The 24,135-nt window shown below is 71.2% G+C and carries 24 protein-coding genes; 12 read left to right on the top strand and 12 right to left on the bottom strand.

Features of this window, described 5'->3' with window-relative positions:
- The first annotated feature begins 247 nt into the window (after positions 1 to 247).
- On the top strand, positions 248 to 775 hold the full coding sequence (locus ACFYMM_RS11280; RefSeq protein WP_388385587.1) for a hypothetical protein: 528 nt from the start codon (positions 248 to 250) through the stop codon (positions 773 to 775).
- A gap of 111 nt (positions 776 to 886) precedes the next feature.
- Here ACFYMM_RS11280 and ACFYMM_RS11275 read toward each other — a convergent pair whose 3' ends face one another.
- Entirely contained in the window at positions 887 to 1,504 is a 618-nt protein-coding gene (locus ACFYMM_RS11275; RefSeq protein WP_388385586.1) for a TetR/AcrR family transcriptional regulator, read from the bottom strand.
- Between the two features lie 68 nt (positions 1,505 to 1,572).
- On the opposite strand from ACFYMM_RS11275, the gene ACFYMM_RS11270 reads away from it, so the two are divergent.
- The 3 genes from ACFYMM_RS11270 to ACFYMM_RS11260 all read left to right on the top strand — a co-directional run bounded on the left by ACFYMM_RS11270 (position 1,573) and on the right by ACFYMM_RS11260 (position 4,214).
- Positions 1,573 to 2,907, top strand: coding sequence for an alpha/beta fold hydrolase (locus tag ACFYMM_RS11270; RefSeq protein ID WP_388385585.1), 1,335 nt, complete (start codon positions 1,573 to 1,575; stop codon positions 2,905 to 2,907).
- Positions 2,908 to 3,019: 112 nt separating this feature from the next.
- Complete coding sequence (locus ACFYMM_RS11265; RefSeq protein WP_388385584.1) at positions 3,020 to 3,337, top strand: hypothetical protein; 318 nt, start codon at positions 3,020 to 3,022, stop codon at positions 3,335 to 3,337.
- 151 nt (positions 3,338 to 3,488) lie between these two features.
- Positions 3,489 to 4,214, top strand: a complete 726-nt coding sequence (locus ACFYMM_RS11260; RefSeq protein ID WP_388385583.1) for a family 16 glycosylhydrolase — start codon at positions 3,489 to 3,491, stop codon at positions 4,212 to 4,214.
- Positions 4,215 to 4,324: 110 nt separating this feature from the next.
- On the opposite strand, the gene ACFYMM_RS11255 is transcribed toward ACFYMM_RS11260, so the two are convergent.
- The 8 genes from ACFYMM_RS11255 to ACFYMM_RS11220 form a co-directional block, all read right to left on the bottom strand.
- Complete coding sequence (locus ACFYMM_RS11255; protein ID WP_388385582.1) at positions 4,325 to 5,527, bottom strand: acyl-CoA dehydrogenase family protein; 1,203 nt, start codon at positions 5,525 to 5,527, stop codon at positions 4,325 to 4,327.
- A gap of 1 nt (position 5,528) precedes the next feature.
- Complete coding sequence (locus ACFYMM_RS11250) at positions 5,529 to 6,488, bottom strand: 3-hydroxyacyl-CoA dehydrogenase NAD-binding domain-containing protein (protein ID WP_388385581.1); 960 nt, start codon at positions 6,486 to 6,488, stop codon at positions 5,529 to 5,531.
- Positions 6,485 to 7,231, bottom strand: a complete 747-nt coding sequence (locus ACFYMM_RS11245; protein WP_388385580.1) for an acetoacetate decarboxylase — start codon at positions 7,229 to 7,231, stop codon at positions 6,485 to 6,487. Before ACFYMM_RS11245 ends, ACFYMM_RS11250 begins: the two co-directional genes overlap by 4 nt.
- Positions 7,232 to 7,238: 7 nt before the next feature.
- On the bottom strand, positions 7,239 to 8,015 hold the full coding sequence (locus ACFYMM_RS11240) for a crotonase/enoyl-CoA hydratase family protein (RefSeq protein ID WP_388385579.1): 777 nt from the start codon (positions 8,013 to 8,015) through the stop codon (positions 7,239 to 7,241).
- 22 nt (positions 8,016 to 8,037) lie between these two features.
- A complete protein-coding gene (locus ACFYMM_RS11235) occupies positions 8,038 to 9,216 on the bottom strand; it encodes a CaiB/BaiF CoA transferase family protein (protein WP_388385578.1) in 1,179 nt (392 codons plus the stop codon).
- 143 nt (positions 9,217 to 9,359) lie between these two features.
- Positions 9,360 to 10,271 (bottom strand): LysR family transcriptional regulator, encoded by a 912-nt coding sequence (locus tag ACFYMM_RS11230; RefSeq protein ID WP_388385577.1) that lies wholly within the window; start codon positions 10,269 to 10,271, stop codon positions 9,360 to 9,362.
- 72 nt (positions 10,272 to 10,343) lie between these two features.
- Positions 10,344 to 11,867, bottom strand: coding sequence for an SDR family oxidoreductase (locus tag ACFYMM_RS11225; protein WP_388385576.1), 1,524 nt, complete (start codon positions 11,865 to 11,867; stop codon positions 10,344 to 10,346).
- Positions 11,868 to 12,362: 495 nt separating this feature from the next.
- On the bottom strand, positions 12,363 to 13,271 hold the full coding sequence (locus tag ACFYMM_RS11220; protein WP_388385575.1) for a serine/threonine-protein kinase: 909 nt from the start codon (positions 13,269 to 13,271) through the stop codon (positions 12,363 to 12,365).
- 131 nt (positions 13,272 to 13,402) lie between these two features.
- Between ACFYMM_RS11220 and ACFYMM_RS11215 the strand changes: the two genes are divergently transcribed.
- The 3 genes from ACFYMM_RS11215 (at position 13,403) to ACFYMM_RS11205 (ending at position 15,553) form a co-directional block, all read left to right on the top strand.
- Positions 13,403 to 13,948, top strand: a complete 546-nt coding sequence (locus tag ACFYMM_RS11215) for an RNA polymerase sigma factor (RefSeq protein ID WP_388385574.1) — start codon at positions 13,403 to 13,405, stop codon at positions 13,946 to 13,948.
- 10 nt (positions 13,949 to 13,958) lie between these two features.
- Positions 13,959 to 14,732 carry a hypothetical protein gene (locus tag ACFYMM_RS11210; RefSeq protein WP_388385573.1) on the top strand — a complete coding sequence of 258 codons (774 nt, stop codon included), beginning with the start codon at positions 13,959 to 13,961 and terminating at the stop codon, positions 14,730 to 14,732.
- Positions 14,733 to 14,872: 140 nt separating this feature from the next.
- Positions 14,873 to 15,553: a hypothetical protein gene (locus ACFYMM_RS11205; RefSeq protein ID WP_388385572.1), complete on the top strand. Its 681-nt coding sequence runs from the start codon at positions 14,873 to 14,875 to the stop codon at positions 15,551 to 15,553.
- Between the two features lie 133 nt (positions 15,554 to 15,686).
- On the opposite strand, the gene ACFYMM_RS11200 is transcribed toward ACFYMM_RS11205, so the two are convergent.
- Complete coding sequence (locus ACFYMM_RS11200) at positions 15,687 to 16,637, bottom strand: LysR family transcriptional regulator (RefSeq protein ID WP_388385571.1); 951 nt, start codon at positions 16,635 to 16,637, stop codon at positions 15,687 to 15,689.
- A gap of 151 nt (positions 16,638 to 16,788) precedes the next feature.
- Between ACFYMM_RS11200 and ACFYMM_RS11195 the strand changes: the two genes are divergently transcribed.
- Together ACFYMM_RS11195 and ACFYMM_RS11190 are read left to right on the top strand one after the other, a co-directional pair.
- Positions 16,789 to 17,706, top strand: coding sequence for a zinc-binding dehydrogenase (locus tag ACFYMM_RS11195; protein ID WP_388385570.1), 918 nt, complete (start codon positions 16,789 to 16,791; stop codon positions 17,704 to 17,706).
- Between the two features lie 31 nt (positions 17,707 to 17,737).
- Positions 17,738 to 18,166 carry a nuclear transport factor 2 family protein gene (locus ACFYMM_RS11190; RefSeq protein ID WP_388385569.1) on the top strand — a complete coding sequence of 143 codons (429 nt, stop codon included), beginning with the start codon at positions 17,738 to 17,740 and terminating at the stop codon, positions 18,164 to 18,166.
- A gap of 99 nt (positions 18,167 to 18,265) precedes the next feature.
- Here ACFYMM_RS11190 and ACFYMM_RS11185 read toward each other — a convergent pair whose 3' ends face one another.
- Positions 18,266 to 20,857 (bottom strand): alpha-L-arabinofuranosidase C-terminal domain-containing protein, encoded by a 2,592-nt coding sequence (locus tag ACFYMM_RS11185; protein WP_388385568.1) that lies wholly within the window; start codon positions 20,855 to 20,857, stop codon positions 18,266 to 18,268.
- A 268-nt stretch (positions 20,858 to 21,125) separates the two neighbouring features.
- On the opposite strand from ACFYMM_RS11185, the gene ACFYMM_RS11180 reads away from it, so the two are divergent.
- From ACFYMM_RS11180 to ACFYMM_RS11170, 3 genes are all read left to right on the top strand, one after another.
- Entirely contained in the window at positions 21,126 to 21,584 is a 459-nt protein-coding gene (locus tag ACFYMM_RS11180; RefSeq protein ID WP_388385567.1) for a cupin domain-containing protein, read from the top strand.
- Between the two features lie 30 nt (positions 21,585 to 21,614).
- Positions 21,615 to 22,421: an alpha/beta fold hydrolase gene (locus ACFYMM_RS11175; protein ID WP_388385566.1), complete on the top strand. Its 807-nt coding sequence runs from the start codon at positions 21,615 to 21,617 to the stop codon at positions 22,419 to 22,421.
- 112 nt (positions 22,422 to 22,533) lie between these two features.
- A complete protein-coding gene (locus tag ACFYMM_RS11170; protein ID WP_388385565.1) occupies positions 22,534 to 22,743 on the top strand; it encodes a hypothetical protein in 210 nt (69 codons plus the stop codon).
- A gap of 112 nt (positions 22,744 to 22,855) precedes the next feature.
- On the opposite strand, the gene ACFYMM_RS11165 is transcribed toward ACFYMM_RS11170, so the two are convergent.
- Complete coding sequence (locus tag ACFYMM_RS11165; protein WP_388385564.1) at positions 22,856 to 24,130, bottom strand: serine hydrolase domain-containing protein; 1,275 nt, start codon at positions 24,128 to 24,130, stop codon at positions 22,856 to 22,858.
- Positions 24,131 to 24,135: the final 5 nt, after the last annotated feature.

Raw genomic sequence — 24,135 nt, 5'->3', positions numbered from 1 at the left:
CAGGCGGATCGGGAAAATTCGTCACCGAACCGCTCCCAGGCCGGATGCGGCCAAGCCTGCGGACGGAGTTCAACCGAGTGGTTGAACTCAGGTTCCACCTTCTTGAGCGCCTTCCATCCCCCTGGAGAGCCCTGCCGCCCTTGAACTGCTCCACCGATTCCGCTCCTGCCTGCCGGACCGATGTTCCTGAAGCGGGTGTCACAAGGCGCCCTCGACAGCGGCCGGGAGCTCGTCGACACTGACCGGCATGGGGGACAGCGCGGTGTGGGTCGCGGCCTTTACCGGCGGTACGGCCGTGTTCGCGAGCTGGGTGACCAACCTGGGGAACGTGCGGGCCGCCCGCGTCCAGGCCGAGGCCTCGGCACAGGCCCAGCACCGGGGACAGGTACGCGAGTTGCGGCGGACCGCGTATCTGGAGCTGATGGGACACGCCCACATCGTCGGTGAGTTGTACCGGAGGGTCCTGGACGCGTTCCACCAGATCTCCGATCCGGACCAGCAGCTGTCGCGCTTCGAGGAGTTGCGTTCGGAACTGCGTGAGGCCTACGACCCTCTCATGCACAGCGTCCGTGTCGTTGTCCTGGAAGGGCCGTCCGCCACGGCGGTGGCGGCCCAAGCCGTCCTGAACGCGGCGCGGGAGACCAGCGGGTGCCTGTGGCGCATCACCTGCGACGACGCGGACGCACGTGTCCGCTTCCACGAGGTACAGGGGGCGTATCTGCGGTGCCTGGGACGGTTCGTCGACGCGGCACGCGCGGCGATGGAAGCGTCATGATCGGATGCCGGCGCCCGGTGTACGGGTGAAAGCGGCCGCGCCCGCCGGGACGGCTCCCCGTCGCCTTCGGACGCGGTGGCTCTCCGGTGGCCCTGCAGGGAGCTGATCCTGTCAGGGAGCGATCTCGGCTTCGCGCAGGCGACGGAACACCGCGGGAGTCGCCCATCCGCGTAGCGTGGCGTGGATCGTCGAGCGGAAGGCGACCTCGGCCGTGGTGGTGTCGAGGGCCCCGGCGAGTTCGAGGGTCACGAGCCCGTGCAGGGTTCCCCAGATCGACAGGGCGATCGACGTTGCCTCGCCGGTGAGCACGGACGCCGTCAAGGCGCGGTCGATCGCCGCGAGGAGCGGACGGATCGGGTCGCCGGCACCGGCCTCCCCCGACGGGTCGAAGGACTGCACGCCACCGAACAGCACCGTGTACAGGTGGCTGTGTCCGCGCCCCCAACGACGGTAGGCGACGGCCAGCGCGTAGAGGTCGGCGAGGGGGTCCGCGGAGGTCTGCACCGCCGACAGGTCCTGGAAGAGGCCGGCGACGGCTCTGTCGCGCACCGCACCGATCAGCCCGTCCTTACCACCGAACAACGAGTACACCGCCGTCGTCGACGCCTCGGCGGCGGCGGCCACGGCGCGGACCGTGACCGACTCTCGCGGACCGGTGGCGAGCATCTCGGTCGCGCACTCCACGAGCCGCTCTTTGACGGCCTCGTCGTTTGTTCTGGGCCTACCCACGGACAGCAGCCTACCTTCTTTGATAACGTCGTTTTGGAACAGCGTTCTGAAACTCTCGGAGGTCTGCCGTGCCCACGTCCGTCATACGTCTCGTCCGCTTCACCGGACGCTTACTGCCGCACCTCGCCGCCGTCGCGACGCTGGTCTCCGTCTTTCTCGTACTGATCGTCCTCACGGACGGGGCAGCCTCGGGGCTCGCCGCATGGCTGACGATCCTTGGAGTCGGGGCCGCGCTCGCCATGTGGTGGGGACGGCGCCGCACCTGGCCGGCGCGGCTCGTGCCGTTCCTGCCGGTGATCGTCACGGCGGCGTTGACGGCGACGGTCTGCGTCCCCACCGTGCCGACGGCCCGGCACTACCCGCGCGCCCTGCCCTTCGTGACCACACAGCACTGGAGTCTGGCCACAGGCAGCCGGGTAGCGGTGTATCACTACCCGCCCGCGACTCCCGGCGCCCGGCACCCCGTCCCGCTCGTGTACCTCAACGGCGGACCGGTCCGTGGCATCTCGGTGCTCGACCACCGGTTCCTGCAACTCCTGGCGCGGCAGGGCTACGACGTCTACACCTACGAACAGGCCGGTGGCGGACGAAGCGACCTGCTCCCCATGGGCCAGTACACGATCTCCCGGTCGGTCCGCGACCTCGGCGCCTTCATCGACCGCGTGGACAAGGGAAAGGTCGACGTCCTCGGATTCTCCTCGGGCGGGGCCGTGCTCACCCGGGCGCTGGCCGACCCGGGCGTCGCCGCACGCGTGCACCGGGCGATCATCGCCGAGCCCGGCCCCATGGACGGCCCCACCGCGCGCATCACCGGGCACAAGGGTCGAAGTTCCGCGCGCGGCCTGGCGCCGGCCATGACCGGACCGCGGTCGACACACGTCCCCCGGTACGCCGTGGCGTTCGGCCTCATGCGCCTCGGGCTCCTCACCCCCGACACCGGACTGGTCGGGCAGGCCGAAGGTGACAACGCCTTCACCGCCGCCGACCTCGGCGGCGACACCGCATCCGCCTACTGCGCCCGCGACGCGCACCGCATTCCCGTCGAGGACAGCGCGAACAACTTCTCCTTCAGCCCCGCCGCCAGTCTCCGCATCCAGCAGACGGTCAAGGACTCACCCTCCATCGCCGGGCAACTGAGGCGCTCCCGGACCCCTGCGATGCTGATGATCGCCGAGTGCTCCTCCCAGGTCCGCCAATGGGAGACCACCGTCCTCGCGGACGACCCCGCCATCCGGCGCACGCAGTACATGCCCGGAGTCGGGCACCACATGTGGAACGGCCTCGACGGCAACGACGACCGAGCCGCCGCCGTCATCACCGCGTTCCTCCAGGGCGGACCGGCACCCCTGCCGAACTACCCGAGCCGCGACGAGATCCCTGCCTTCCTGCACGACCGCAAATGAAGACGTTCCAGCGCGCCACCGCCGACGGCCGTCTGCTGAGCAGCCTGCCCCCGGTGAACGTGCCGGTCTCCCGGGACCCGTCCTTCCCCGTCGTCCCCAGGACACGCTCGCCGTGCTGGCGTCCAGCCCGGACGGCACGGCACTCGCGTACGGCGTCTCGGCACCCGGCCGGGAGGCGGCGGTGGCCGCGCGGCCGGTCACGGTCTGGGACACCGCCCGCCGCCGCTCCCGCGCCATGCTCGACCTGCCCGGGGACCCGCTGCTGGAGGCCGCCCTCGGCCCCGGCGGGCGCACCCTGTACGCCTTCTGTCTCCCGCACCCCGGCCGTCGGAGACCCGTACAGCGAGGCGTGGGACACGGCGGCCCACCGCAGGACGGCGGCGCTTGCCCGACCGGAGGTCGCGGACCACGACCTCGTGCGGATGGGTGACCCTCCGGCGGATGGGGGCAGGTGCGTTCACGTCCAGAATCCAGGGATCGATCCGGGCCGCACATCTTGTCAACCATTGAACGGACTCCTACAGTCCGGCTGATGGTGGGACCGCTCCCACGCCCCATGTCAGCCGAGCGACGGAGTCGCGATGTCAGCCGCACTTCTCAAGCCTGGACGCCTGATGGTCGCCGCCCTGGCGGCACTGTCACCGCTCTTCCTGGGACAGCCGCAAGCCCACGCGGCGTCCTGGGGAACCCCCCAGACCGTCAACTCGTGGAACACCGTCAGCGGACGGTGGACCCCCAACAACGAGCTGGAGACCTACACCCCCGCCTGCGTCTGGTACGAGGGCGGCACCCTCGTCATCAAGACCTACAAATCGGGCAACACGTACTACTCCGGCCGCGTGGAGTCCAAGGCGCTCTACGGTTACGGCACTTACAGCTTCACCGCGAACATGCCCAACGGCCAGGGCCTCCTGCCCGCGGTGTGGGCGGCCTACCTGAATCCGTGGCTGCCCGAGTTCGACGCCGCCGAGATCGTCGGCCAGAACCCGAACACCGTCTACCAGACCTCCCACGACACCAACAACGCCCAGACCCAGTTCTCGAAGACGAATCCCGCCGGCTGGACCAACGCGTTCCACCGGTACTCGTTCACCTGGTGGCCCGATCACATCGACTTCGCCGTGGACGGCGCCGTCACCGGCACCAAGTGGTACACCACTCCCCCGGGGGTCGGGATGCGCTTCATCGTCAACACCGCGGTCGGCGGCGACTGGCCGGGCAACCCGAACGACTCGACATGGGCCACGGCGGACGGCGCCAGGTACCTGAAGGTCTCCTCCATCACCTACACGCCGTACCACCCGTGAGGTCCGTCCCCATCGCGTCCCGAGGCCGGGCACCCGCAGCGCGCCCGCCGTAGCGGCCGCCGGTCCTTGGGTGCCCGGCCCTGTCGGGGCTCCGGGTGCGGAGCGGTCCGTCACACGAAGGCGCTCTCGCCCGTGATCGACTTGCCGACGATCAGGGTGTTCATCTCCCGCGTGCCCTCGAAGGAGTAGATCGCCTCGGCGTCGACGAAGAACCGCGCGATGTCGTGGTCCAGCACGATGCCGTTGCCGCCGAAGATCTCCCGGCTCCGGGCGACGACCTCCCGCATGCGCGAGGTGACGAACGCCTTGGCCAGCGAGGAGTGTTCGTCGCGGAAGATCCCGGCGTCCTGCAACCGGGCGAGCTGCACCAGCATGCCCCACGAGGCGGTGATGTCGCCCAGGCTCTTCACGAGCAGGTCCTGCACCATCTGGAACCGGGCGATCGGGCGGCCGAACTGCTCGCGCTCCCTGGCGTAGTCCAGCGCGAGTTCGTAGGCGCCGACCATCACGCCCAGCGCCTGCCAGGCGACTCCACCGCGGGTGGCGCGCAGGATCTCCGCGACGTCGCGGAAGGAGTTGATGTTCTGCAGGCGGTTGGCCTCCGGGACCCGGACGTCGGTGAGGGTGATCTCGGCGTTCTCGACGATCCGGAAGGCGATCTTCCCCTGGATCTTGACCGGTTCGAAGCCGGGTGTGCCCTTCTCGACGACGAAGCCCTTGACGTGGTTGTCGTCGACGTCCCGGGCCCATACGACGACGTAGTCGGCGAAGGTCGCGTTGCCGATCCACTTCTTGGCGCCGTTCAGGACCCAGGTGTCGCCCTCGCGCCGGGCGGTGGTGCGCATCCCGCCGGCGACGTCGGAGCCGCCGAGGGGCTCGGTCATCGCGAACGCGCCGATCTTGTCCATCGCGGCCATCGCCGGCAGCCAGCGGTCGCGCTGCTCCTGGTCGCCGCCGGAGTGGACGGAGTACATCGCCAGTCCGTTGTGGACGCCGAAGAAGGTGGCCACCGAGGCGTCCGTGCGGGTCAGCTCCATCGCCAGCATGCCGCTGAGCAGGTTGCTGACGGCGGGGCGGTGTTCGCCGTAGCCCTCGTAGGGGAGCCCGGCCAGCCCGCTCTCGCGGAAGAGGGTGATGAGTTCCGTGGGGAACTCGCCCTTGGCCCAGTTCTCGTTCACCAGCGGCTTGACCTGGTCGCGCATGAGGGCGCGGGCCTTGAGGAGGATCTTGCGTTCGTCGTCCGGCAGCAGCGCCTCGTAGCCGTAGAAGTCGGCGGTCAGCTGGTCCTGGAGCGGTTCGGTGGTGGTGGTCATCTCAGTTCTCCTCCTTGTCCGACGTGCCGGCGCTGTCCAGGGCGGAAAGGACGGCCAGCTGCCTGCGGTCGCGCGTCTCGGCGAGTTCCGGGTACGTGGAGGTGCCGTAGGCCTTCTCGACGGCTTCGATGAGCCGTTCCTGGTCCTCGGGGGTCTGCGCGGGGCGGCCGAGGCCGTCCCACATGGCCTGCATCGAGGTGCCGATGTGTTCGACGAGGTGCCGGTAGCCGCCGGGGCCGCCGCCGAGGTGCGAGCCGAGGAACGGACCGACGGTGGCCCAGCGCAGGCCCAGTGAGTTGGTCACGACCCTGTCGAGGTCCTCGGGGGTCACCACGCCCTGCTCGACGAGGTACACCGCCTCGCGGCTGAGCGCGTTCTGCAGGCGGTTGCCGACGAAGCCGGGGATCTCCTTGCGTTCGACGACCGGGGTGCGGCCGAGCGAGGTGTAGAGGTCGAGCGCGGCCTGGACCGCGTCCTCGCCGGTGCGTTCACCGGGGACGACCTCGACGAGGGGGACGAGGTGCGGCGGGTTGAAGGGGTGGCCGATCAGGACGCGGGCGGCGGCCCGGTCCGGCAGTTCCCGGGTGAACGCGCTCGACGGGATCGCCGACGACGAGCTGAGCAGCAGGGCGTGGGCGGGTGCCTCGCGGGCCAGGGCGGTGAACAGGTCCTGCTTGAACTCCAGCCGTTCCGGGCCGTTCTCCTGTACGACGTCGGCGTCCCGGACCGCCTCGGTGACGTCGGCGGCGATGTGCACCCGCTCGGCGAGACCGGTCGTGTCCAGGCCGCGGGCGGCCAGATGGGGGGCGTACTGGGCGAGGGCCTCCGCGACGGCCTCGGCGAGGTCAGGGCGGGGGTCGCTGACCCGGACGGTCAGGCCGTGCGCGGCGAACAGCGCCGTCCAGGACAGTCCGATGGTTCCGGCGCCGATGACGGCGGCCGTACGGAAGGGGCGGGTCATGACGCGACCTCCTTCAGGTAGTCGTGGACCGGCCACGCGCCCGCGAGCGTCAGGTCGGTCAGGATGTGGCTGGCGGAGACGACCTCCAGCACGGGCAGGTCGGCCAGCGGTGCGAGCGCGTGCTGGAAGAGCTGGAGCCGGGCAGGCCCGGTCCAGGCGCCCTTGACGGTGACGTCGGTGATGCGGGTGCGGACGAGTTCCTGGAGGCGCGGCGAACCGTCGTAGCCGGGAACGGTCTTGAGCATGAAGGTCGGCACGGTGATCTGTGCCTCGGCCTCGCGCCGGTCCAGTTCGTGGTGCTTGTAGCCCATCGTGGCGGTGGCGACTCGCAACGTGCCGTGGTCGAGGGTCCCGACGAGCGCGCCGGAGTCGACGTAGAGCGCCGGGGAGCCGATGACCTTCGGGTAGGCGGAGACCTCGCGTCCGGAGGCGGTCGCCGGGAAGTTGTCGAGGTACATCGCGTGCAGGTACTCGCCCCGCTCGCCCTCGAAGGAGACGGGGACGGCCTGGCCGGCCTCCGTGTAGGGGCCGTAGCCGGTGACGTCGCCCATCCTCATGACCTCGAAGCGGACCAGCGGCTCGTCGATCCGCAGGGGTTCGGGGACGACGGCGCGCAGGGCCTCGGGGTCGGTGCGGTAGACGATGTTGAGGTACTCGCGGTCGGTGAACCGCGGGACCATCGGCGCGAACGCCGGGCTGGTGAGGGGGGTGGTGACGTGCTGTCGTACGTCCTCGGCCTTCATGTCCGCCTCACCGTCCCGTCCACCGCGCGGGGCGGCGCTCGGCGAAGGCGGTCATGCCCTCGCGTACGTCGGCCGAGGCCATCAGGGTCGTCATCTGCGTGCGCTGGAACGCGAAGGCCTCGGCGTCCGGTGCGCCGTCGGCGGCGCGGACGACGCGCTTGACGGCGGCCAGCGCGAGCGGGGCGTTGTGCGCGACTCGCTCGGCGAGCCGGAGGGCCTCGGGTACGGCCTGGCCGGTGGCGGTGACGCGGTTGGCGAGGCCCAGTTCACCGGCGCGGCGGCCGTCGACGGGCTCGCCGGTCAGCAGGAACTCCATGGCCAGGTGGTGCGGGATGCGCTTGGGCAGCCGGATGACGCCGCCGCCCGCCGCGATCAGCCCGCGCTTGACCTCGGGCAGGCCGAACCGGGCGTCCTCGGCCGCGACGATCAGGTCGCAGGCGAGGGCGAGTTCGAAGCCGCCGCCCATGGCGAAGCCCTCGACGGCGGCGATCAGGGGCTTGGCCGGCTCGGCCTCGGTCAGGCCGCCGAACCCGCGGCCCTCGACCTCGGGCGACTCGCCGCGCAGCGCCGCCTTGAGGTCCATGCCGGCGCTGAACGTGCCCCCCTCGCCGGTCAGGACGCCGGCCCGCAGGGCGGGGTCGGCCTCCAACTCGTCGAGAGCGGCCGCGAGTCCGGCGGCGACGGCGGCGTTGACGGCGTTGCGGGCCTCGGGGCGGTCGAGGGTGATGAGGAGGGTGGGGCCGATGCGTTCGGTGCGGACGACGGGTGACGCCGGGGTGCTCATGGTGCTTGTCCTCCTGTACGGGTCAGCGGGCGGTGGCTTCGAGTTCGGCGAGGACGGCCTCGGTGTCCTGGCCCGCGACCGGTGCCAGCCGGCGGATCGAGCCGGGTGTGGCGGAGAACCGGACCGGGATGCCGACGGTGCGGACCGTGCCCTCGGTGGGGTGCTCGACGGTGTCGAGGAGGTGACCGTCGCGGACGTACGGGTCCTCGTGCGCGCGGTCCAGTTCCAGCACCGGCGCCATCGGGATGCTGTGCTTGGCGCACACCTCCGCCCATTCCTCGGTGGTCAGGAGCGGGGCGCAGGCGTCGACGAGCGCGGCCAGCGCCTCGTGGTCGGCGCTGTCGATGGCGTCCGCGTTGACGCGCGGGTCCTCGGCGAGGTCCGGGCGCCCGGCGGCGGTGAAGAAGTCCCGGTAGTTCTGCGGGTTGTAGGGGATGACGCAGGCCAGACCGTCCTTGGTGCGTACGGCCTTGTGGCCCTTGAGCATCGACAGCGGGAAGCCGGTGGGGCCGCTCTCGGGCACGTGCGTGTGCCCGGCCAGGTGCTCGACCAGGTTGAAGGCGATCATCGTGTCCGTCATCGGGATCTCGACGAGCTGGCCCCGGCCGGTGCGGTCCCGGTGCAGCAGGGCGGCGAGCACGCTGTAGGCGATGGTCAGGGAGGAGACCTTGTCGCCGATGATGGTCGGCAGGTAGACCGGCTCGCCCAGCGCCCGGTCGGCGATGTCGACGAGGCCGGAGGCGGCCTGCACGCTCTCGTCGTAGGCGGCGTTGCCGGCCCGGTCGGAGTCGCCGCGGAAGCCCTGGGCGTGGGCGTAGACGAGGCCGGGGTTGCGGGCGGCGATGTCGTCGTAGGACAGGCCGAGGCGGTGCAGTGCGCCGGGCCGCATGTTGGTGATCAGCACGTCGGCGGTGTCGATGAGCCGCAGTGCCCGCTCGCGGTCGGTGTCGTCCTTGAGGTTGAGGGCGACGCTGCGCTTGTTGCGGTTGACGTTGAGGTTCAACGGGGTCATGCCCGGGGTGGTGCGGTAGTGACCGACGCGGACGGTGTCGGCGGGCGACTCGATCTTGATCACGTCGGCGCCGAGGTCTCCGAGGATCTGGGCGGCGTAGGGGCCCATGACCACGGTCGACAGGTCGATCACCCGCACGCCCTCCAGCGGGCCGGCGACGGTGTCCGTGCTCTCCTTGAGGTCCGTCATCGCTTTTCCTTCCATTCCGCGATTCACCAAATTCGTGTATCTGGAAACTAAGTTAGCAAGACGGATCGTGGAACGGAATGACCAAATAACGAAAGGCGGTATGACCGCTGTGGTCACACCGCCTTGTGAAGTATTTATGGAGTTTATGCGCGGAGCGGCTCGGTGAAGATCTCGCGGGCGACTGCCACCAATTCCTCCAGGTCACCGCCGTGCGCCCGGTCCTTGCGCCACAACAGGCCGGTCTCCAGGAGCGGCTGGAAATCCGAGAAGGGAAGGACGGCCACGTTGTCGAGACGGTAATTCTGGACGGGACTCCGGGGATCGAGCATGGAAATGGAGAATGCGAGACCACTGGACACTATTTCGGCGACTCCGTCGAAAGTGGCACTGCTCAGTTCGATACGTTTCCGGATGCCGAGTTCGTACAGTTGCTGGTCGAGTCCGCGGAAGTACGCGTTGGTCACGGTCGACGGGGAGCCCGCGTAGGCGAGTTCGGACAGTTCCGCCAGGGCGATCGACTCGCGTCCCGGGAAACGGTCCCGGGGCACCACCGCGCCGAGCCGTTCCGACATCACCGGCAGCTGTTCCAGCGCCGGGTCGGCGTCGACCGGGAGACGGGCCAGGGTCAGCGCCAGCCTGCCGTCGCACACCGCGTCGACCAGTCGCTCCGTGCCGCCGGGCCAGCGTTTGACCTCGAACCGGTCGCCGACCCGCCCGGCCAGGGCGTCCACGCGTTCCCGCAGGTCCGGGTGGATGCCGGTGGGGACACCGAGCAGCACGGTGGCGCGCCGGGGCCGGGTCGCCTCGTCCAGTCGCCAGCGGATCGAGTCCACCTGCTCCAGGACACCGCGCGCGATCGGCAACAGCGCGCTGCCGGCCGCGGTGAGCGTCACATGGTGGGTGTCACGGTCGAAGAGGCGGTGCCCCAGCTCCTCTTCGAAATCCTTGATTCTCCGGCTCAACGGGGAGGCGGCCATGTGCAGTTTGCGGGCCGCGGCGGAAAAGTTGAGTTCTTGGGCAACGGCGACGAAATAGCGCAGGTGCAGGAGATCCACGTCTCTCACCCTAACCACGGTCACCGGCTCGGCCGGGTGAGGCGACCGGGCCACGGGGCGACCGGGGCACCCTCAGTGCCGTCGGGCCGGTTCCTCGGCGGCGGACTCGGCCGCGGACTCGGCCGCGGCGGCGATGTTGCGGATCATGCCGCCGAAGACCGCGGCATGGAAGGGCGCCACGCCCCACCAGTACGCATGCCCGGCCAGTCCGTGCGGATGGAACAGCGCGCGCTGCCGGTACACCGTGCGCCCCCGCGGATCCAGGTCGACGGCCATCTCCAGCCAGGCCAGGCCCGGCAGCCGCATCTCCGCCCGCAGACGCAGCAGCCGGCCCGGCTCGATCTCCTCCACGCGCCAGAAGTCCAGGCTGTCGCCGACCCTCAGCCGGGTCGCGTCCCGGCGGCCCCGGTGCAGGCCCACCCCGCCCACCAGCGTGTCCAGCCACCCCCTCAGGGACCAGGCCAGCGGCGAGGAGTACCAGCCGTTCTCGCCGCCGATCGTCTCGACCACCCGCCACAGCGCCTGCGGCGACGCGGCGACCGTGCGCTCACGGCAGTCCGTGTAGAGGCTCCCGCCCGCCCAGCCGGGGTCGGTCGGCAGCGGGTCGCTGGGGGCGCGGGGAGTCGATGCCGACGACCACCTGGTGGCCACGTCCGCGTCCTGCACCCGCCGCAGGGCCAGCCGGATCGCCCGGTCGAGGGTGACGGGCCCCTCCGGCGGGTCGGGTACGTGACGCACGATGTCCCGCTCGGTGCAGATCACCTCGTGCCTCAGCGACTCGACCAACGGGCGGGCGAGGGCACCCGGCACCGGTGTGACCAGGCCGACCCACAGACTGGACAGCCGGGGGCTGAGCAGCGGCACGGGCAGGATGACACGCCTGGGCAGGCCGGCGACGGCCGCGTACCGCCGCATCATCTCCTGGTACGTGAGGATGTCCGGCCCGCCGATGTCGAAGGTGCGGTTGACGTCGTACGGCAGCCGCGCGCACCCCACGAGCAGGCGGAGCACGTCGCGGACGGCGATCGGCTGGATGCGGGTGCGTACCCAGCTCGGGGTCACCATGACCGGGAGCCGCTCGGTCAGATACCGCAGCATCTCGAACGAGGCCGAACCCGAACCGATGATCACGGCTGCCCGCAGTACGGCGGTCGGCACCCCCGAGTCCAGGAGGATGCGGCCCACCTCGGTGCGCGAGCGCAGGTGGGGCGACAGCTCGTGCTCGGGTACTCCGGACGGGGTCAGCCCGCCGAGGTAGACGATCCGCCGCACCCCGGCGGCGCGCGCCTGCTCGGCGAAGATCCTGGCCGCGCGCCGGTCGCTCTCCTCGAAACCCCGTCCCGTCCCCAGGGCGTGGACCAGGTAGTAGGCGACGTCCACGCCCTCCATCGCGGCGCGCACGGACACCTCGTCGGTCACGTCCCCGCGTACGGCCTCCACCCGCCCGGCCCAGGTGTGGTCGCGCAGCTTGCCCGGCGAGCGGGCCAGGCAGCGCACCCCGTGCCCGGCGGCCAGCAGCTCCGGCACCAGCCTGCCGCCGAGGTAACCGGTGGCGCCCGTGACCAGACACCGCAGCGGCCTGTCCACGTCGGTCATGACACTCCGTCTCCCGGGACTCGGCCCCTCCTCGGGGCTCCGTCGCTGTCCACCTGAGCCCATGCTTGGAGCTGGGGAGCGCCACCGCAACCGCACCTCACCGTTTCCCGGCGGGCGCGGCTCACCGGCGGGCGCGGTTCACCGGCAGGCACGGTTCACCGGCAGGCACGGTTCACCGGCAGGCACGATTCACCGGCAGGCACGATTCACCGGCAGGCACGGTTCACCGGCAGGCGCGATTCACCGGCAGGCACGATTCACCGGCAGGCACGATTCACCGGCAGGCACGGTTCACCGGCAGGCGCGATTCACCGGCAGGCACGGTTCACCGGCAGGCGCGATTCACCGGCAGGCGCGATTCACCGGCAGGCACGGTTCACCGGCAGGCACGGTTCACCGGCAGGCACGGTTCACCGGCAGGCGCGATTCACCGGCAGGCACGGTTCACCGGCAGGCACGGTTCACCGGCGGGCGCGATTCACCGGCAGGCGCGGTTCAGCGGACCATCCAGGTCAGCAGCGTTGTCACCAGGAACACGACAACCGCGGCGAGCCAGACCGTCAGGGCTGTCGGCCTCGAGGACCCGGCCGGCACCACCTCCTCGTCCCCTTGGGACAGCAGCGCGTCCGCGAACGCCCGCGCGGTTCGCGGCCGGTCCTCGGGCGACACGGACAGCGCGGCACGGAGAAGGGTGTCGATGCCGTTCGGCACCCCCAGTTCCCGGGGGATCGACGGCAGCGTCGGCGGCGACGCTTGCACCGTCGCCAGGGTGGCGCGACCGCCCGAACCGAACGGCTTGCACCCGGTCAGCAGTTCGTACGCGACGACACCGAGGGCGTACACATCGGCTCGCCCGTCGAACCCGCCGGTCTGGAAGGCCTGCTCGGGCGCCATGTACGCGGGGGTGCCCGTGGTCACGGTCAGCCCCGACGCGTCAGCCAGCTGCTTCGCGCTGCCGAGGTCCGCGACGAGTACGGCGGCGGGGGTGCTCGCGGTGTCGAGCAGGAGGTTCGACGGCTTGACGTCGCGGTGGACGACGCCCGCGTCGTGGAGGACCTGGACGGCGTACCCGGCCTCGGCCGCCAGCTGGAGCGCCTCGGCGGGCCCGCACTGCCCGACCTTCTCCGCCAGGGTGCCGCCCCGGACGTAGTCCATGACGAAGTAGGGCCGGTCGTCCTGGACACCGACGTCGTGAACCCGTACGACACGGGGGTCGGAGATCCTGCGGAGCAGCCTCGCCTCCGCCAGGAACCGTTGGCGCACATCGGCGTTCGACGCCCAGTTGTCGGCCAGCACCTTGACCGCGACGACCGTGTCGAGTTCAGGATCGTATGCTTTCCAGACGGTCGCGAACGAACCGGCTCCCAGTCTGTCCTCAAGGAGGTAACGACCTAGCTTCCGCATGCGGCAACATTCTGCCCGAGGCGAGGAGGCTGGGAGATCCGGGGCGGCCGGGGACATCCCGGGGCGGGCACGAGCGGCCCGGGGTCGGACGCGAACGGTCCGTCGTCGGACCGCGAACGGGGGACAGCACGGTGATCGAAGAGCAGGAGCTGGCACAGCTCGTGGCGTCCGCGCAGGCGGGTGACCGGGCGTCCCTGGACCGCCTCCTCGTCAGGCTTCGGCCCACGGTCATGCGCCGCTGCTCCCGGTTCCTTCCGCACCACGCCGACGCCGAGGAGGCCGCGCAGGACGCTCTGCTGTCCATCAGCACCCATCTGCACGAGTACGGCGGCCGAGGCTCGTTCCTCGGGTGGGTGACCGTGATCGCCTCCAACGCCGCCAGGGCCACGTACCGCTCGATGCGCCGGCGCGCGGAGGACAGCCACGCGGTCCTTCCCGAGGGGGTCGACCCTCGGACGACGAGCGTCATCGCGGGGACCCGGCTGGACCTGATGGAGTCGCTGGCCGCGCTCGAGGAGAGGCATCCGGCCCTGGTGGAATCCTTCGTGCTCCGCGACCTGGGAGACCTGACCTACCTTCAGGTCGCTGAGATCACCAACGCTCCGCTGGGGACGGTCAAGGACCGTATCCACCAGGCTCGTCGCTTCATGCGCGACCGCCTCGGCAGTGGCTGCTGAGGCATCCGCCGTGCGAACTCGGACGATCGCCGTCATCCTGACGGCAGCCATCGGACTCGGCCTGCTGACCGGCCGGTTCGTCCTGCCCGGTCGCTCCGCCCGCGCCACCCCGTCGGCGAAGCCGGGCACCACGGCGTCCTCGCCGTCCTCGTCGTCCTCGCCGTCCTGGCCAGGTACCCGCTCCCCGGCGCCGAAGCCCGCCGGCGGTCCTGTGAAGGACGGGAACCTGCTGGCAGCGGCCGAGTTCAGGACGGTCGGCTTCGGCAAGCCCCTCTACGTGGTGGACCGGATCGGGGACGGCAGGTACGCCAACGCGGCCTGTGCCGGGGAGAAGACCCTCGGTGAGACCGTGGGGGGTCCCGGCGCGTACTTCCGCGGGTTCGTGACGGCCAGGGACACCGACCGCGACGACCCCACGCTGGCGGTGGACGTCAAGGATCAGGCCGCCCGCGAAGTCGTCGCCGACGCCGGAGTCCCGACACTGGCCCAGAACTACGCCGAGCGGCTGCTGTTGGAGGAGGTGGCGTGCCAGACGGAACCGGCCGGCCACTGGGTCTACGGGCCGACGCACACGATCGAGGTCGCCCCGGGCATCGCCGCGAGCTGGATGGGGTCCTACCGCGGTGACCTGAACACCACGGGCGCCGCACCACGGGGCAAGGAGCCGTGCGGAGGCATCGCCCTGCTCCACAGCGGCTCCCACTACGGGGTCCTGGAGATCGACGCCTGCCTGGACACGGCCGCGATGACGCGGATCGCCCGCGCGGCCGTGACACGGCTCTGAGACCAACCATCCGGGCCCACCGACAGATGTGATGTGGCTCACATCATTCTGGGCGGATCACCATCCAACATCTTCCCCACCCGCCGCATCTCCTGTGTGTACGACGACGCGACCCGCGTCGCCACCAGACAGGAGATGAGATGTACGACCACCAAGCAGCCGGCAGGAAGTCCTCGCGTCGCGGTCGTACCGCGGGAGTGGTTGCCACCGCCGGTGCCGCCCTGATCGCGATCGTCATCGGCACGCATCCCGCCGCCGCCGGCACGGGCACCCCGCCGGCGCGGGAGCACCTCCAGGCCGCCCCCGGCCTGGGCTCGGGCAACCTGATGCAGAGCGAGGACTTCTTCCAGCAGGGTCTGGGCCCGGTCGGCGCGACTGTGGACCTGACCGGGAAGCAGGCTCTCTCGGCGTGCTCCGGCGAGGAGACGATGCGCACGCTGACCAAGGGGAAGGCCGCCGCCTACGCCGACGTGACCTGGTCCTTCGACACCGGCGCCACCTCGCTGACCGAGTCCGTCGCGGACGGTTCCACCATCACGTCGGCGACGTCGTACGAGGGGCAGCTCAACAAGATGGTGCGCGGCTGCCAGAACGAGCCGGCGGGCCACTGGCGCTACGGCCAGGCGCACGCGATCACCGTCAAGGCCGGCGAGGGCAGTTGGTACCCGTCCTTCAACGGCGACGGCAAGGTCGCCGGCGGTGTCGCCGTGATCCGCAGTGGCCACCGGTTCGGGCTGGTCGAACTCACCGGACAGCCCAGCGACGACGCCGGCTACATGCAGGGCATCGCCGCCGCCGCCATCAACCGGCTGGCCGGCTGACGCGAGGAGCGGTGGGCGACGGCCGGCTCGGCCAGTTCGTCGTCCACGCCTCCAGGAGCACGGGTGCCGTGCCCGGGACCCGTGATGCCGTCACGGCCCCACTCCCGAAGCCGAGGACGACCGGCGACCGGGCCTAGCCGGCGGTGAGCTTCGGATGGTCGGTGTCGGGAAGCCAGTCGCGCCGCGGGTCGTACTCCAGCCAGCGCCGGGCACGGCCGGCTTCGGTGAAGCCCCGCAGCAGGGTGCCGAGCAGAGGATGGCGGGACGACTCCGGCCAGGCCAACGACCACGCGTACAGCGGTGTCGGCTCCACGAGCGGGATACAGCGCAGGCCCAGGTGGTCCGGCAGCGGCGCGTCGGCGGGGAAGACGGTGAAGGCCTCGGGGTCGGCGCGCAGGTGCTGGAGGAGGTGGTCAAGGCCCAGGTTGGGGCCGTCGTGCCGCCGCGCGATCCGGAATTCGTCGGCGAAGCGGCGCAGGAAGTCCAGGCGGTCCAGTTCGGCCGGGCACCACAGGACGCTGTCGCGCAGATCGGCCGGCCGCAGGGCATCGGCGCCGGCCGACGGGTGGGAGGGGCCGACCACCACGTCGACGGGCTCCAGCCGTACCAGACGCTGGGTGAGTCCCGCGTCCCGGCCGTCGGGCAGCGGGTGCACCCGTCCGAAGCCCAGGTCCGTCTCGCCACGCAGCAGCGCCCCCGCGACCGACGGCCAGTCACGTCCCGGGCCCGGCTCCCACCGCACCGCGCCGAGTGCCTGGACCGCCTCGGCGACCGTGCGCATCGGCGCGTACAGATGACCCCAGGTGTCGATCCGTACGACCGGTCCGGCACCCGTCACCGCCGCGATCGCCCGCTCGCCCGCCGCAAGCGCCTCGCGCGCGGCCGGCAGGAACCGCTCGCCCGCCTCGCTCAGCCGGATGCCGCCCTGGCGCTCGAAGAGCCGCGATCCCAGCGACTCCTCCAGCCGCGCCACACGCTTGGACAGCGCCTGCTGGCTGGTGTTCAGCTCCTCGGCGGCCCGCCCGAAGTGCAGTGTCCCGGCGGTCGCGACGAAGGCGCGGACCAGGGCGAGGTCGAGGTCCATGCCGCTGACCCTATGCGACAACCAGTCGTTGTCGGCCGGGCGGATCGGTTGTTGGCCCGGGCGCCGCACCGCGCGGTCGGATGGTCCCCGAAGCCGCACCGTCAAAGGCCGCGCCGGGGAACAGCCCCGGGCCGGCGAGGAGTTGACCACGATGAAAGCCTTCGTACCCACCGGAGATCCCGCCGAGCCGGTCGTGCTCGCCGACGTCGCCGAGCCGACGCCGCGCCCCGACGAGGCGCTGGTGAAGGTCGAGGCGTTCTCGGTGAACCGGGGGGAGACGTTCAAGCTGGAGAGGCCCGTGCCCGGCGAGCGCCCCGGCAAGGACATCGCGGGCCTGGTGGTGCAGTCGGCCGCCGACGGCAGCGGACCGTCCGGAATCACGCGGGTCGTCGGCCACCCCATGTCGGGCGGCTGGGCGGAGTACGTGGCGGTGCCGACCGACGCGCTCGCCGAGCTGCCGGACAGCGTGTCCGTGCTGCAGGGCGCGGCGCTGCCGCTGGCCGGTCTCACCGCGCTGCGGCTGCTGCGCGCCGCCGGTCCCGTGCTGGGCCGGCGGGTGCTGCTGACCGGTGCCTCCGGAGGCGTGGGCCACTTCGTCACCGAACTCGCCGTCGCCGCCGGGGCCCAGGTCACCGCCGTGACCAGGAACGCGGCACGCGGCGCCCGGCTTGCCGAGCTCGGTGCCGACGTGGTCCACGACGTCGGCGACGCCCGGGGCCCGTACGACATCGTGCTGGAGTCGACCGGTGGCGGGGCCCTTCCACTCGCCCTCGCGCGGCTCGCCAGGCGCGGCACGCTGATCTGGTTCGGGCAGGCCGGCCGCGCCCCGGCGACGCTCGACTTCTTCGACTTCTTCGCCGGCCCGGAGTCGGCCGTCATCCGCCACTTCCACTACCTCGACGCCGACACCCGCCTCGACGACGACCTCGCGGCACTCGTCCGGCTGACCGCCGAGGGCCGCCTGCGTCCCGAGATCGGCCGTGTCACGGACTGGGCCGACACCGCGACCACCCTCACCGACCTGCGCGACCGCCGCATCCGCGGCAAGGCCGTCCTCACCCTCTCCTGATCCACCGCGACAACGACCGAAGGAGCACGCCATGACCACGAGTGACGCGAGGGCCGTCGTCGTCCGCTACGTCGAGGCCGTCCGCGACGGTGACGCCGACGTCATCCACGACAGCTTCGCCGAGGACGCGACCTGGCACTACCCGGGCAGCCTGCCCGTCTCCAAGGTGTGGCACGGCCGCGCCGAGATCATCGACGAGTTCCTCGGCGGCATGGGAACCGTCTTCGTCCCGGGCACCGTGGAGATCGAACTGGTCGGCACGATCGCCGAGGGCGACCGCGTGGTGGCCGAATGGACCTCCAAGGCGACGACCGTGTACGGCGGCAGCTACGGCAACCGCTGCGTCGGCATCTACACGGTCCGCGACGGCAAGATCGTCTCCGTCGTCGAATACGCCGACACGCAGCACGTGGCCGCGACTCTCTTCCCCGGCCCTGCCGCCCACGACGATCAGGGGTGACCGGCGGCCTGCCGCACAGCGGTCCGGCGGTCGGACGCACCACGTCCCCCGGCACCGCCCTCGCCGGGGTGTGCGGCGGGGCGGTGCCGGGCTGGTGGGTCAGGCCGGGTGCAGTTCCAGCACGGTCACCGAGTAGGGCGGGAACGTGCGGGTGAAGGCCGCGCCGAGGCCCGTGGCCCGCCGGGTGGCCGGGGCTACGGCGTTCGGGGCGTCGAGGGTGTTGGTCGCCGTCGGCGATGTCCCGGACAGCACCGTGGAGCGGCCGGTGCGCGCGATGTGGCCGGCGCCGGTGACGGTCACCCGGGTGGCGCGGGCGGTGCCGCCGGTGTTGACGACCGCGACGTGGATGCGTCCGGTGCGGCTGTCCCGGGTGGTGACGACGTTCAGGCCCGGCAGGGCCCGTACGGTGGTCGGCAGGACCACGTCGCCGCGCTGGGTGCGCAGGATCTGCTGCGCGTAGTAGCTGGGCGAGTTGTAGCTGGTCAACGCGTCGTAGGCGATCAGGTTCGTGGCCCAGGCGTTGTCGTGGACGTTGCTGAACAGCGGGGCGTAGCACTCCATCAGCACCTGGTCGGAGTTGCGGATGAGGCCGGTGAGCCAGGAGGCGTCGCCCAGTGCGGCGTTCAGGTCGGGGGTGGGGCGGCCCTCCTGGGAGGCCCACTCGCCGACGAAGACCTTGGGGCTGGTGCGGTCACGCTGGTCGTACTTGTGCGCGCCGTGCTGGAAGGCGGACGGCGACTGGTAGTAGTGCTCGTCGATGACGTCGTAGGGGCGGCTCTTGACCGGGGTGGTGGCGATCAGCTTCAGGTGCGGGTGGCGGGCCTTGATGGCGTCGTAGAAGACGGCGTACCGCTCCTCGTACGAGCCGGACCCGTCCAACCAGTCCTCGTTGCCGATCTCGACGTACTTCAGCCGGTACGGCTTCGGGTGGCCGTCGGCCGCGCGCCGCGCGCCCCACGGGGAACTGACGGGACCGGTGATGTACTCGATCTCGTCGAGGGCGTCCTGCACGAAGGGCTTCAGGGCGTCGCCCGTCACGCGGTCGCCCTTCAGGGAGTACCCGGCGTACACGCACAGCAGCGGCATGCAGCGGAGGTCCTCGGTCATCTGGAGGTACTCGGGCAGGCCGAGGCCGTCGGTGGACCAGTAGCCCCAGGCGGAGTTGTAGTGGCCGGGCCGGCGCTCGACGGGACCGATGGTCTTCTTCCAGTCGAAGCGGTCGGCGATGACGTTGCCCTCGAGGTAGTTCCCGCCGGGGAAGCGCAGGAACTTCGGCTCCAGGGCGGCGAGTTTCTCCATCAGGTCGACGCGCAGGCCGTTCTTCCGGTCCTTGAAGGTGGGCGGGAAGAGGGAGACCTGGCTGAACCAGATGGTGCCCGAGGACGCGGCGGTGGTGAGGGTGAGCTTGGCGTTCGCGGTCACCGGGGCGCCGGCGGAGGTGCGCAGCCGCAGCTCGTGCTTGGTCCAGTGCCCGGTGAGGCGGCGGACGGTGCCGGAGGCGTAGACCTTGCCGTCGGTACCCGTGAGGGCGACGGTCAGCGGGCCGGTCGCGCCGTCGGCCTTGGCGTACAGGGAGGCCCGGTAGGTGGTGGAAGGCTTGACGGGTATGCCCCAGAAGCCCTCGTTGGCGACGCCGTCACCGGCCGCTGCGACGGTCAGCCGCAGGGACTGGGTGAGGGCGGAGTTCAGCGGCTCGCTCTTGTCGATGGCGATGGTGCCACCGCCGACCGGGGACCAGTGCAGGGGGGTGCTCGCGGCCATGAAGCTGCGGTTGTTGACGAGTTCGGCGTACAGGCCGCCCTCGCCGGAGTGGTTGATGTCCTCGAAGAAGATGCCGCCGAGTTCGGGGCTGACGGCGGGGCCGGGGTGGCCGGCGTCGACGGACAGCAGCGGCTGGGTGTCCTGGACCGGTACGCCGGCCAGGGTCGCGGCCTGGGCCCCCGTGAGCGCGGTGTCGAAGGTGTAGACGTCGTCGATGAGACCGTGCACCTGGTCGACCTGGGAACCTCCCCACAGGCCGCGGCCGACGGCGGTGGCGCCGGTGCCCTTCCAGCCGGTGGTGTAGGAGGTTTCGCCCTCCAGGACGCCGTTGACGTAGAGGCGTACGACCCCGTCCGCCGGGTCGTGCACGCCGGTGAGGTGGTACCAGGTGCCGGCCACGGGGGCGAAGGAGGCACCGGCCACCGCCGCGGCGCCGTTGGCGTCGGTGGAGTCGTACGGCAGGCGGGTGAAGGAGAACGCCCCGGTGTCGTCACGGAGCTGGAGGTAGAAGGCGCTCACGGCCGAGCCGTCGACGCTGACGAAGGTCTGGTAGCCGGTGACGGTGGTCAGCCGCACCCAGGCGGAGACGGAGAAGGGTGCCGAGGTGTCCACGACCGGCCCCGCCGTCCCGGCGAAGCCGCCGGCGGTGACGTCGAGGCTGTGGGCGCCGACCTTCCCCTCACCCCATCCGGCGGACCCCGTCAGGGTCAGGCCTCGGCCGTGCCCCGAGGAGTCGGCGGCGGTGGTACCGGTGCCCTCGTCGAAGGCCCAGTGGCTGACCGGATCGGGAAGGGCGGTGTCGGCGGCGGCTCGGGTCAGGCCCGTCCCGGTGGCGACCCGCAGGCCCTCGACGAGGGGCACGGCGCCCAGGGCCGCGATGACAGCCCGACGGCTGACGCCGGAACGCACTTGTCTTTCGTGTTCTGCCACGTCTTGCTCCAGTGCTCCAGATCTCGTTCGAGATTTCGGACTTGGTACGACATCGCGACCGCTGGAGCATGGCGACTCTCTGATCACGGCGTCAACGGCTCGGTAACAAGCCATTAACACCTCGAAACCAGCCCATTACCTTCCCTTTGCCGACCCGCAGTCGAAGTGGGTTCTCTTCATGAGAGTTCACTTGCACAATGCGTGGTACCTCTCTAAGCTCACGACAGTCAACTCTCGCGAAGAGGGAACCCGGATGGAGGAGTGGGCGATGAACGAGGTTTCCGTGGTCGGCCCCGACGGCGGCGAGACCATCCGTCTCGGACCGGCCCGGATACGCGTCCTGGAGGACGGGAGCACCACCGGACACCGGATCGGCATCGCCGAGATCACCCTCGCCCCGCACACCGAGGGACCCCCGCAGCACCGACACGCCCAGCACGACGAGGGCTTCTACGTCGTCTCCGGCACCGTGCACTTCACCATCGGGGACACCACGCACGTCGCCCCGGCCGGCACGCTCGCGATGATCCCGCCCGGCGCCCCGCACACCTTCGCCAACCCCGGCGCCGAGCCGGCGGTGATGCTCAACACCTTCACGCCGGACCTGTACGTGCAGTACTTCCGCGATCTGCGGGACATGATCGCCGGCGGCCGGGAGCTGACCGCCGAGTCGACCGTCGAGGTCATGAGCCGCTACGCCACCGTTCCCGCCACCGACTTCGCCTGACCGGCTTCTCCCCCTTCCCCAGAGGACACGATGACCTCCGCAGTCCACACCCTTTCCCTCCCTTCCGGAGACCTCGAGGTCACCGTCGACGACCGGGGCCCGAGCCAGGGCCGTCCCTTCCTCCTGCTGCACGGCGGCGGCGGCCCGCAGACGGTCGCCACGTTCGCCGGACTGCTCGCCGGACGGCGGCCCGCCAGGGTCGTCACCCCGGTCCACCCCGGCTTCGGCGGCACCGCCCGGCCCGACCGGCTGACCGACATCACCGCCCTCGCCCAGGCCTACGTCCAACTGCTCGACGAACTCGGCCTCAAGGACGTCACCGTCGTCGGCAACTCCCTGGGCGGCTGGATCGCCGCCGAACTGGCCCTGCTCGGCAGCCACCGGGTCAGCGGCGTCGTCCTGGTCAACGCCGTCGGCATCGACGTCCCCGGTCACCCCATCGCCGAGACCTCCTCCATCACGCCCGCCGAACTGTCCCGCCTCGCCTTCCACGACCCCGCGAGGTTCGCCGTCGACCCGGCCACCCTCCCGGAGGCCGCCCGGGCGGTCATGGCCACCAACCGTGCCGCCCTGGCGGTCTACTCCGGGCCGCACGCCATGGCCGACCCCGGCCTCCGCGAGCGCCTGGCCAAGGTCACGCATCCGGCCCTCGTGGTGTGGGGCGAGAGCGACGAGGTCGTCGACGCCGAGTACGGGCGTGCCTACGCGGCGGCCATTCCCGAGGCCCGGTTCCAGCTGCTCCACGGCACCGGCCACATGCCCCAGATCGAGACCCCCGACCAACTCCTCACCGCGATCTGGGACTTCGCCGACTCCCCCACCGCGGTCCGGCCCTGAAGGGAAGCGCCCCGTACCCCGGCCTCATGGCGGCCGACGGACGCCCGCCCTGGCCGTCTGCTGTCCGAGCGTCCTGCTCGTCAGCCTCGACGCCACCGTCCTCAATGCCGCCATGCCCGCCGTCCAGCGTGACCTCGGTTCCCCGGTCTCCGGGCTGCAGTGGACGCTGGACGCCCACACCATCGTGCCGGCCTCGCTGCTGACGGCGGCCGGCTCCACGGCCGACCGGGTCGGACGGCGGCGGGCCTTCCGGCTCGGACTGGTGCTTTCACGGGCGCCTCGGCGCTGTGCAGCCCGGCACCGGCCACCGGGTGACTGGTGACCTTCCGCATGGTGCAGGTGGTGGGCGGGGCCCGGTGGCGCCGGTCGTGTCGCCGCCGACGTCCACTCCGCTCCCTCCCTGCCCCCTCTCTGGCTGAAGGACCGGGTGGGGGTCAGTTCGAGGCCGGGACCAGGGTGCCGAAGGAGGCGGCGGCTATCTGCAGGATGTAGCGCATCTCCCTGCCGTCGAGGTTGGTCGGGTTGACGGAGTAGACGATCTTGCGGGAGAGGTCGCGGGTGGCGAAGACACCGCTGGTGTAACCGGGGCGGGAGCCGGTCTTGCCCCACACGGTGACCCCGTTGGAGGCCTTCACCCTCATGATGCCCATGGTCATGCAGGCACGGCCGGCGTCGGCCTGGGTACGGCACTGGCTGCTGTGGAAGCTGGGGACGTCCGGGACGGTGAAGAGCTGTGCCTGCTGGGCCGGCGGGAGGAGCCGGCCGCGGAAGAGGGCGGTCATGAAACGGTCGAGGTCGGCGGGGGTGGAGATCATGCCGCCCTCGGCCCAGGGCCACGGGCTCTGTTCGGTGACGTCGACCGGGCGGGTGGTGCCGTCCGGGGACGTGACGGTCAGATAGCCGTGGGAGTGCGGGCCGGGCAGGCGCGGGTCGTCGGCGTCGGGGACGTAGGTGTCGTGCAGTCCGAGGGGCCGGGTGATCCGGGACCGCACCTCGTGGGCGAACGTACGCCCGGTGATCTTCTCCACCAGCAGGCCCGCGACGTAGTAGTTCATCCCGTTGTACTGCTGCGCGGTGCCCGGCGCGAACTGCATCGGCTGCCCCGCCATCAGGTCGATCACCTGCTGCGGGGTGAAGCTCTTGAGACGGTTGGCGGCGAACCACTCGGGGCTGCCGTCGCCGAAGTCCGGGGTGTCGGCGCCCCGTGGCAGACCGCTGGTGTGGTTCAGCAACTGACCGACCTTCACCGGCGGCAGGCCGGCGGGCAGCACCCCCGGCAGGTACTGCTGGACCGGCCTGTCCAGGTCGATCCGGTGCTCGGCGGCGAGTTGGAGGACGAGGGTGGCGGTGAAGACCTTGGAGATGCTGCCGATCCGGATGTGCGCGTCGGACGGCACGCCCTGTCCGGTCTCCAGATCACCCACGCCCGAGGTGCCCGACCAGTGGCCCGCACGACCGGTGATCCGCAGCAGCGCTCCGGTGACGTCCGCGTTCGGCAGGCCGCCGATGGCCGCCTGGAGCTTGGCCGGATCGAGCCCCGGCAGCGGCGCGGCGGCGGTGGCGGCGGCCGCCGGTGCAGGTGAAGGTGAAGGTGAAGGGGCCGGGGTGGTGGCGGAGGCCGGAGAGACCATGCCCGCGGCCAGGGCGACCAGCACAGCGCCGGACGCGGCCACGGTGGACCAACGGGTGCGGACGACGGAGGAGTTCACAGCGA

Origin of the sequence: Streptomyces sp. NPDC006739, from assembly GCF_042869815.1 — a bacterium.
In the GTDB taxonomy this organism is placed as follows: domain Bacteria; phylum Actinomycetota; class Actinomycetes; order Streptomycetales; family Streptomycetaceae; genus Streptomyces.
Note: the sequence above shows the minus strand (reverse complement) of the source record. Positions and strands in the feature narration are given on the sequence as shown.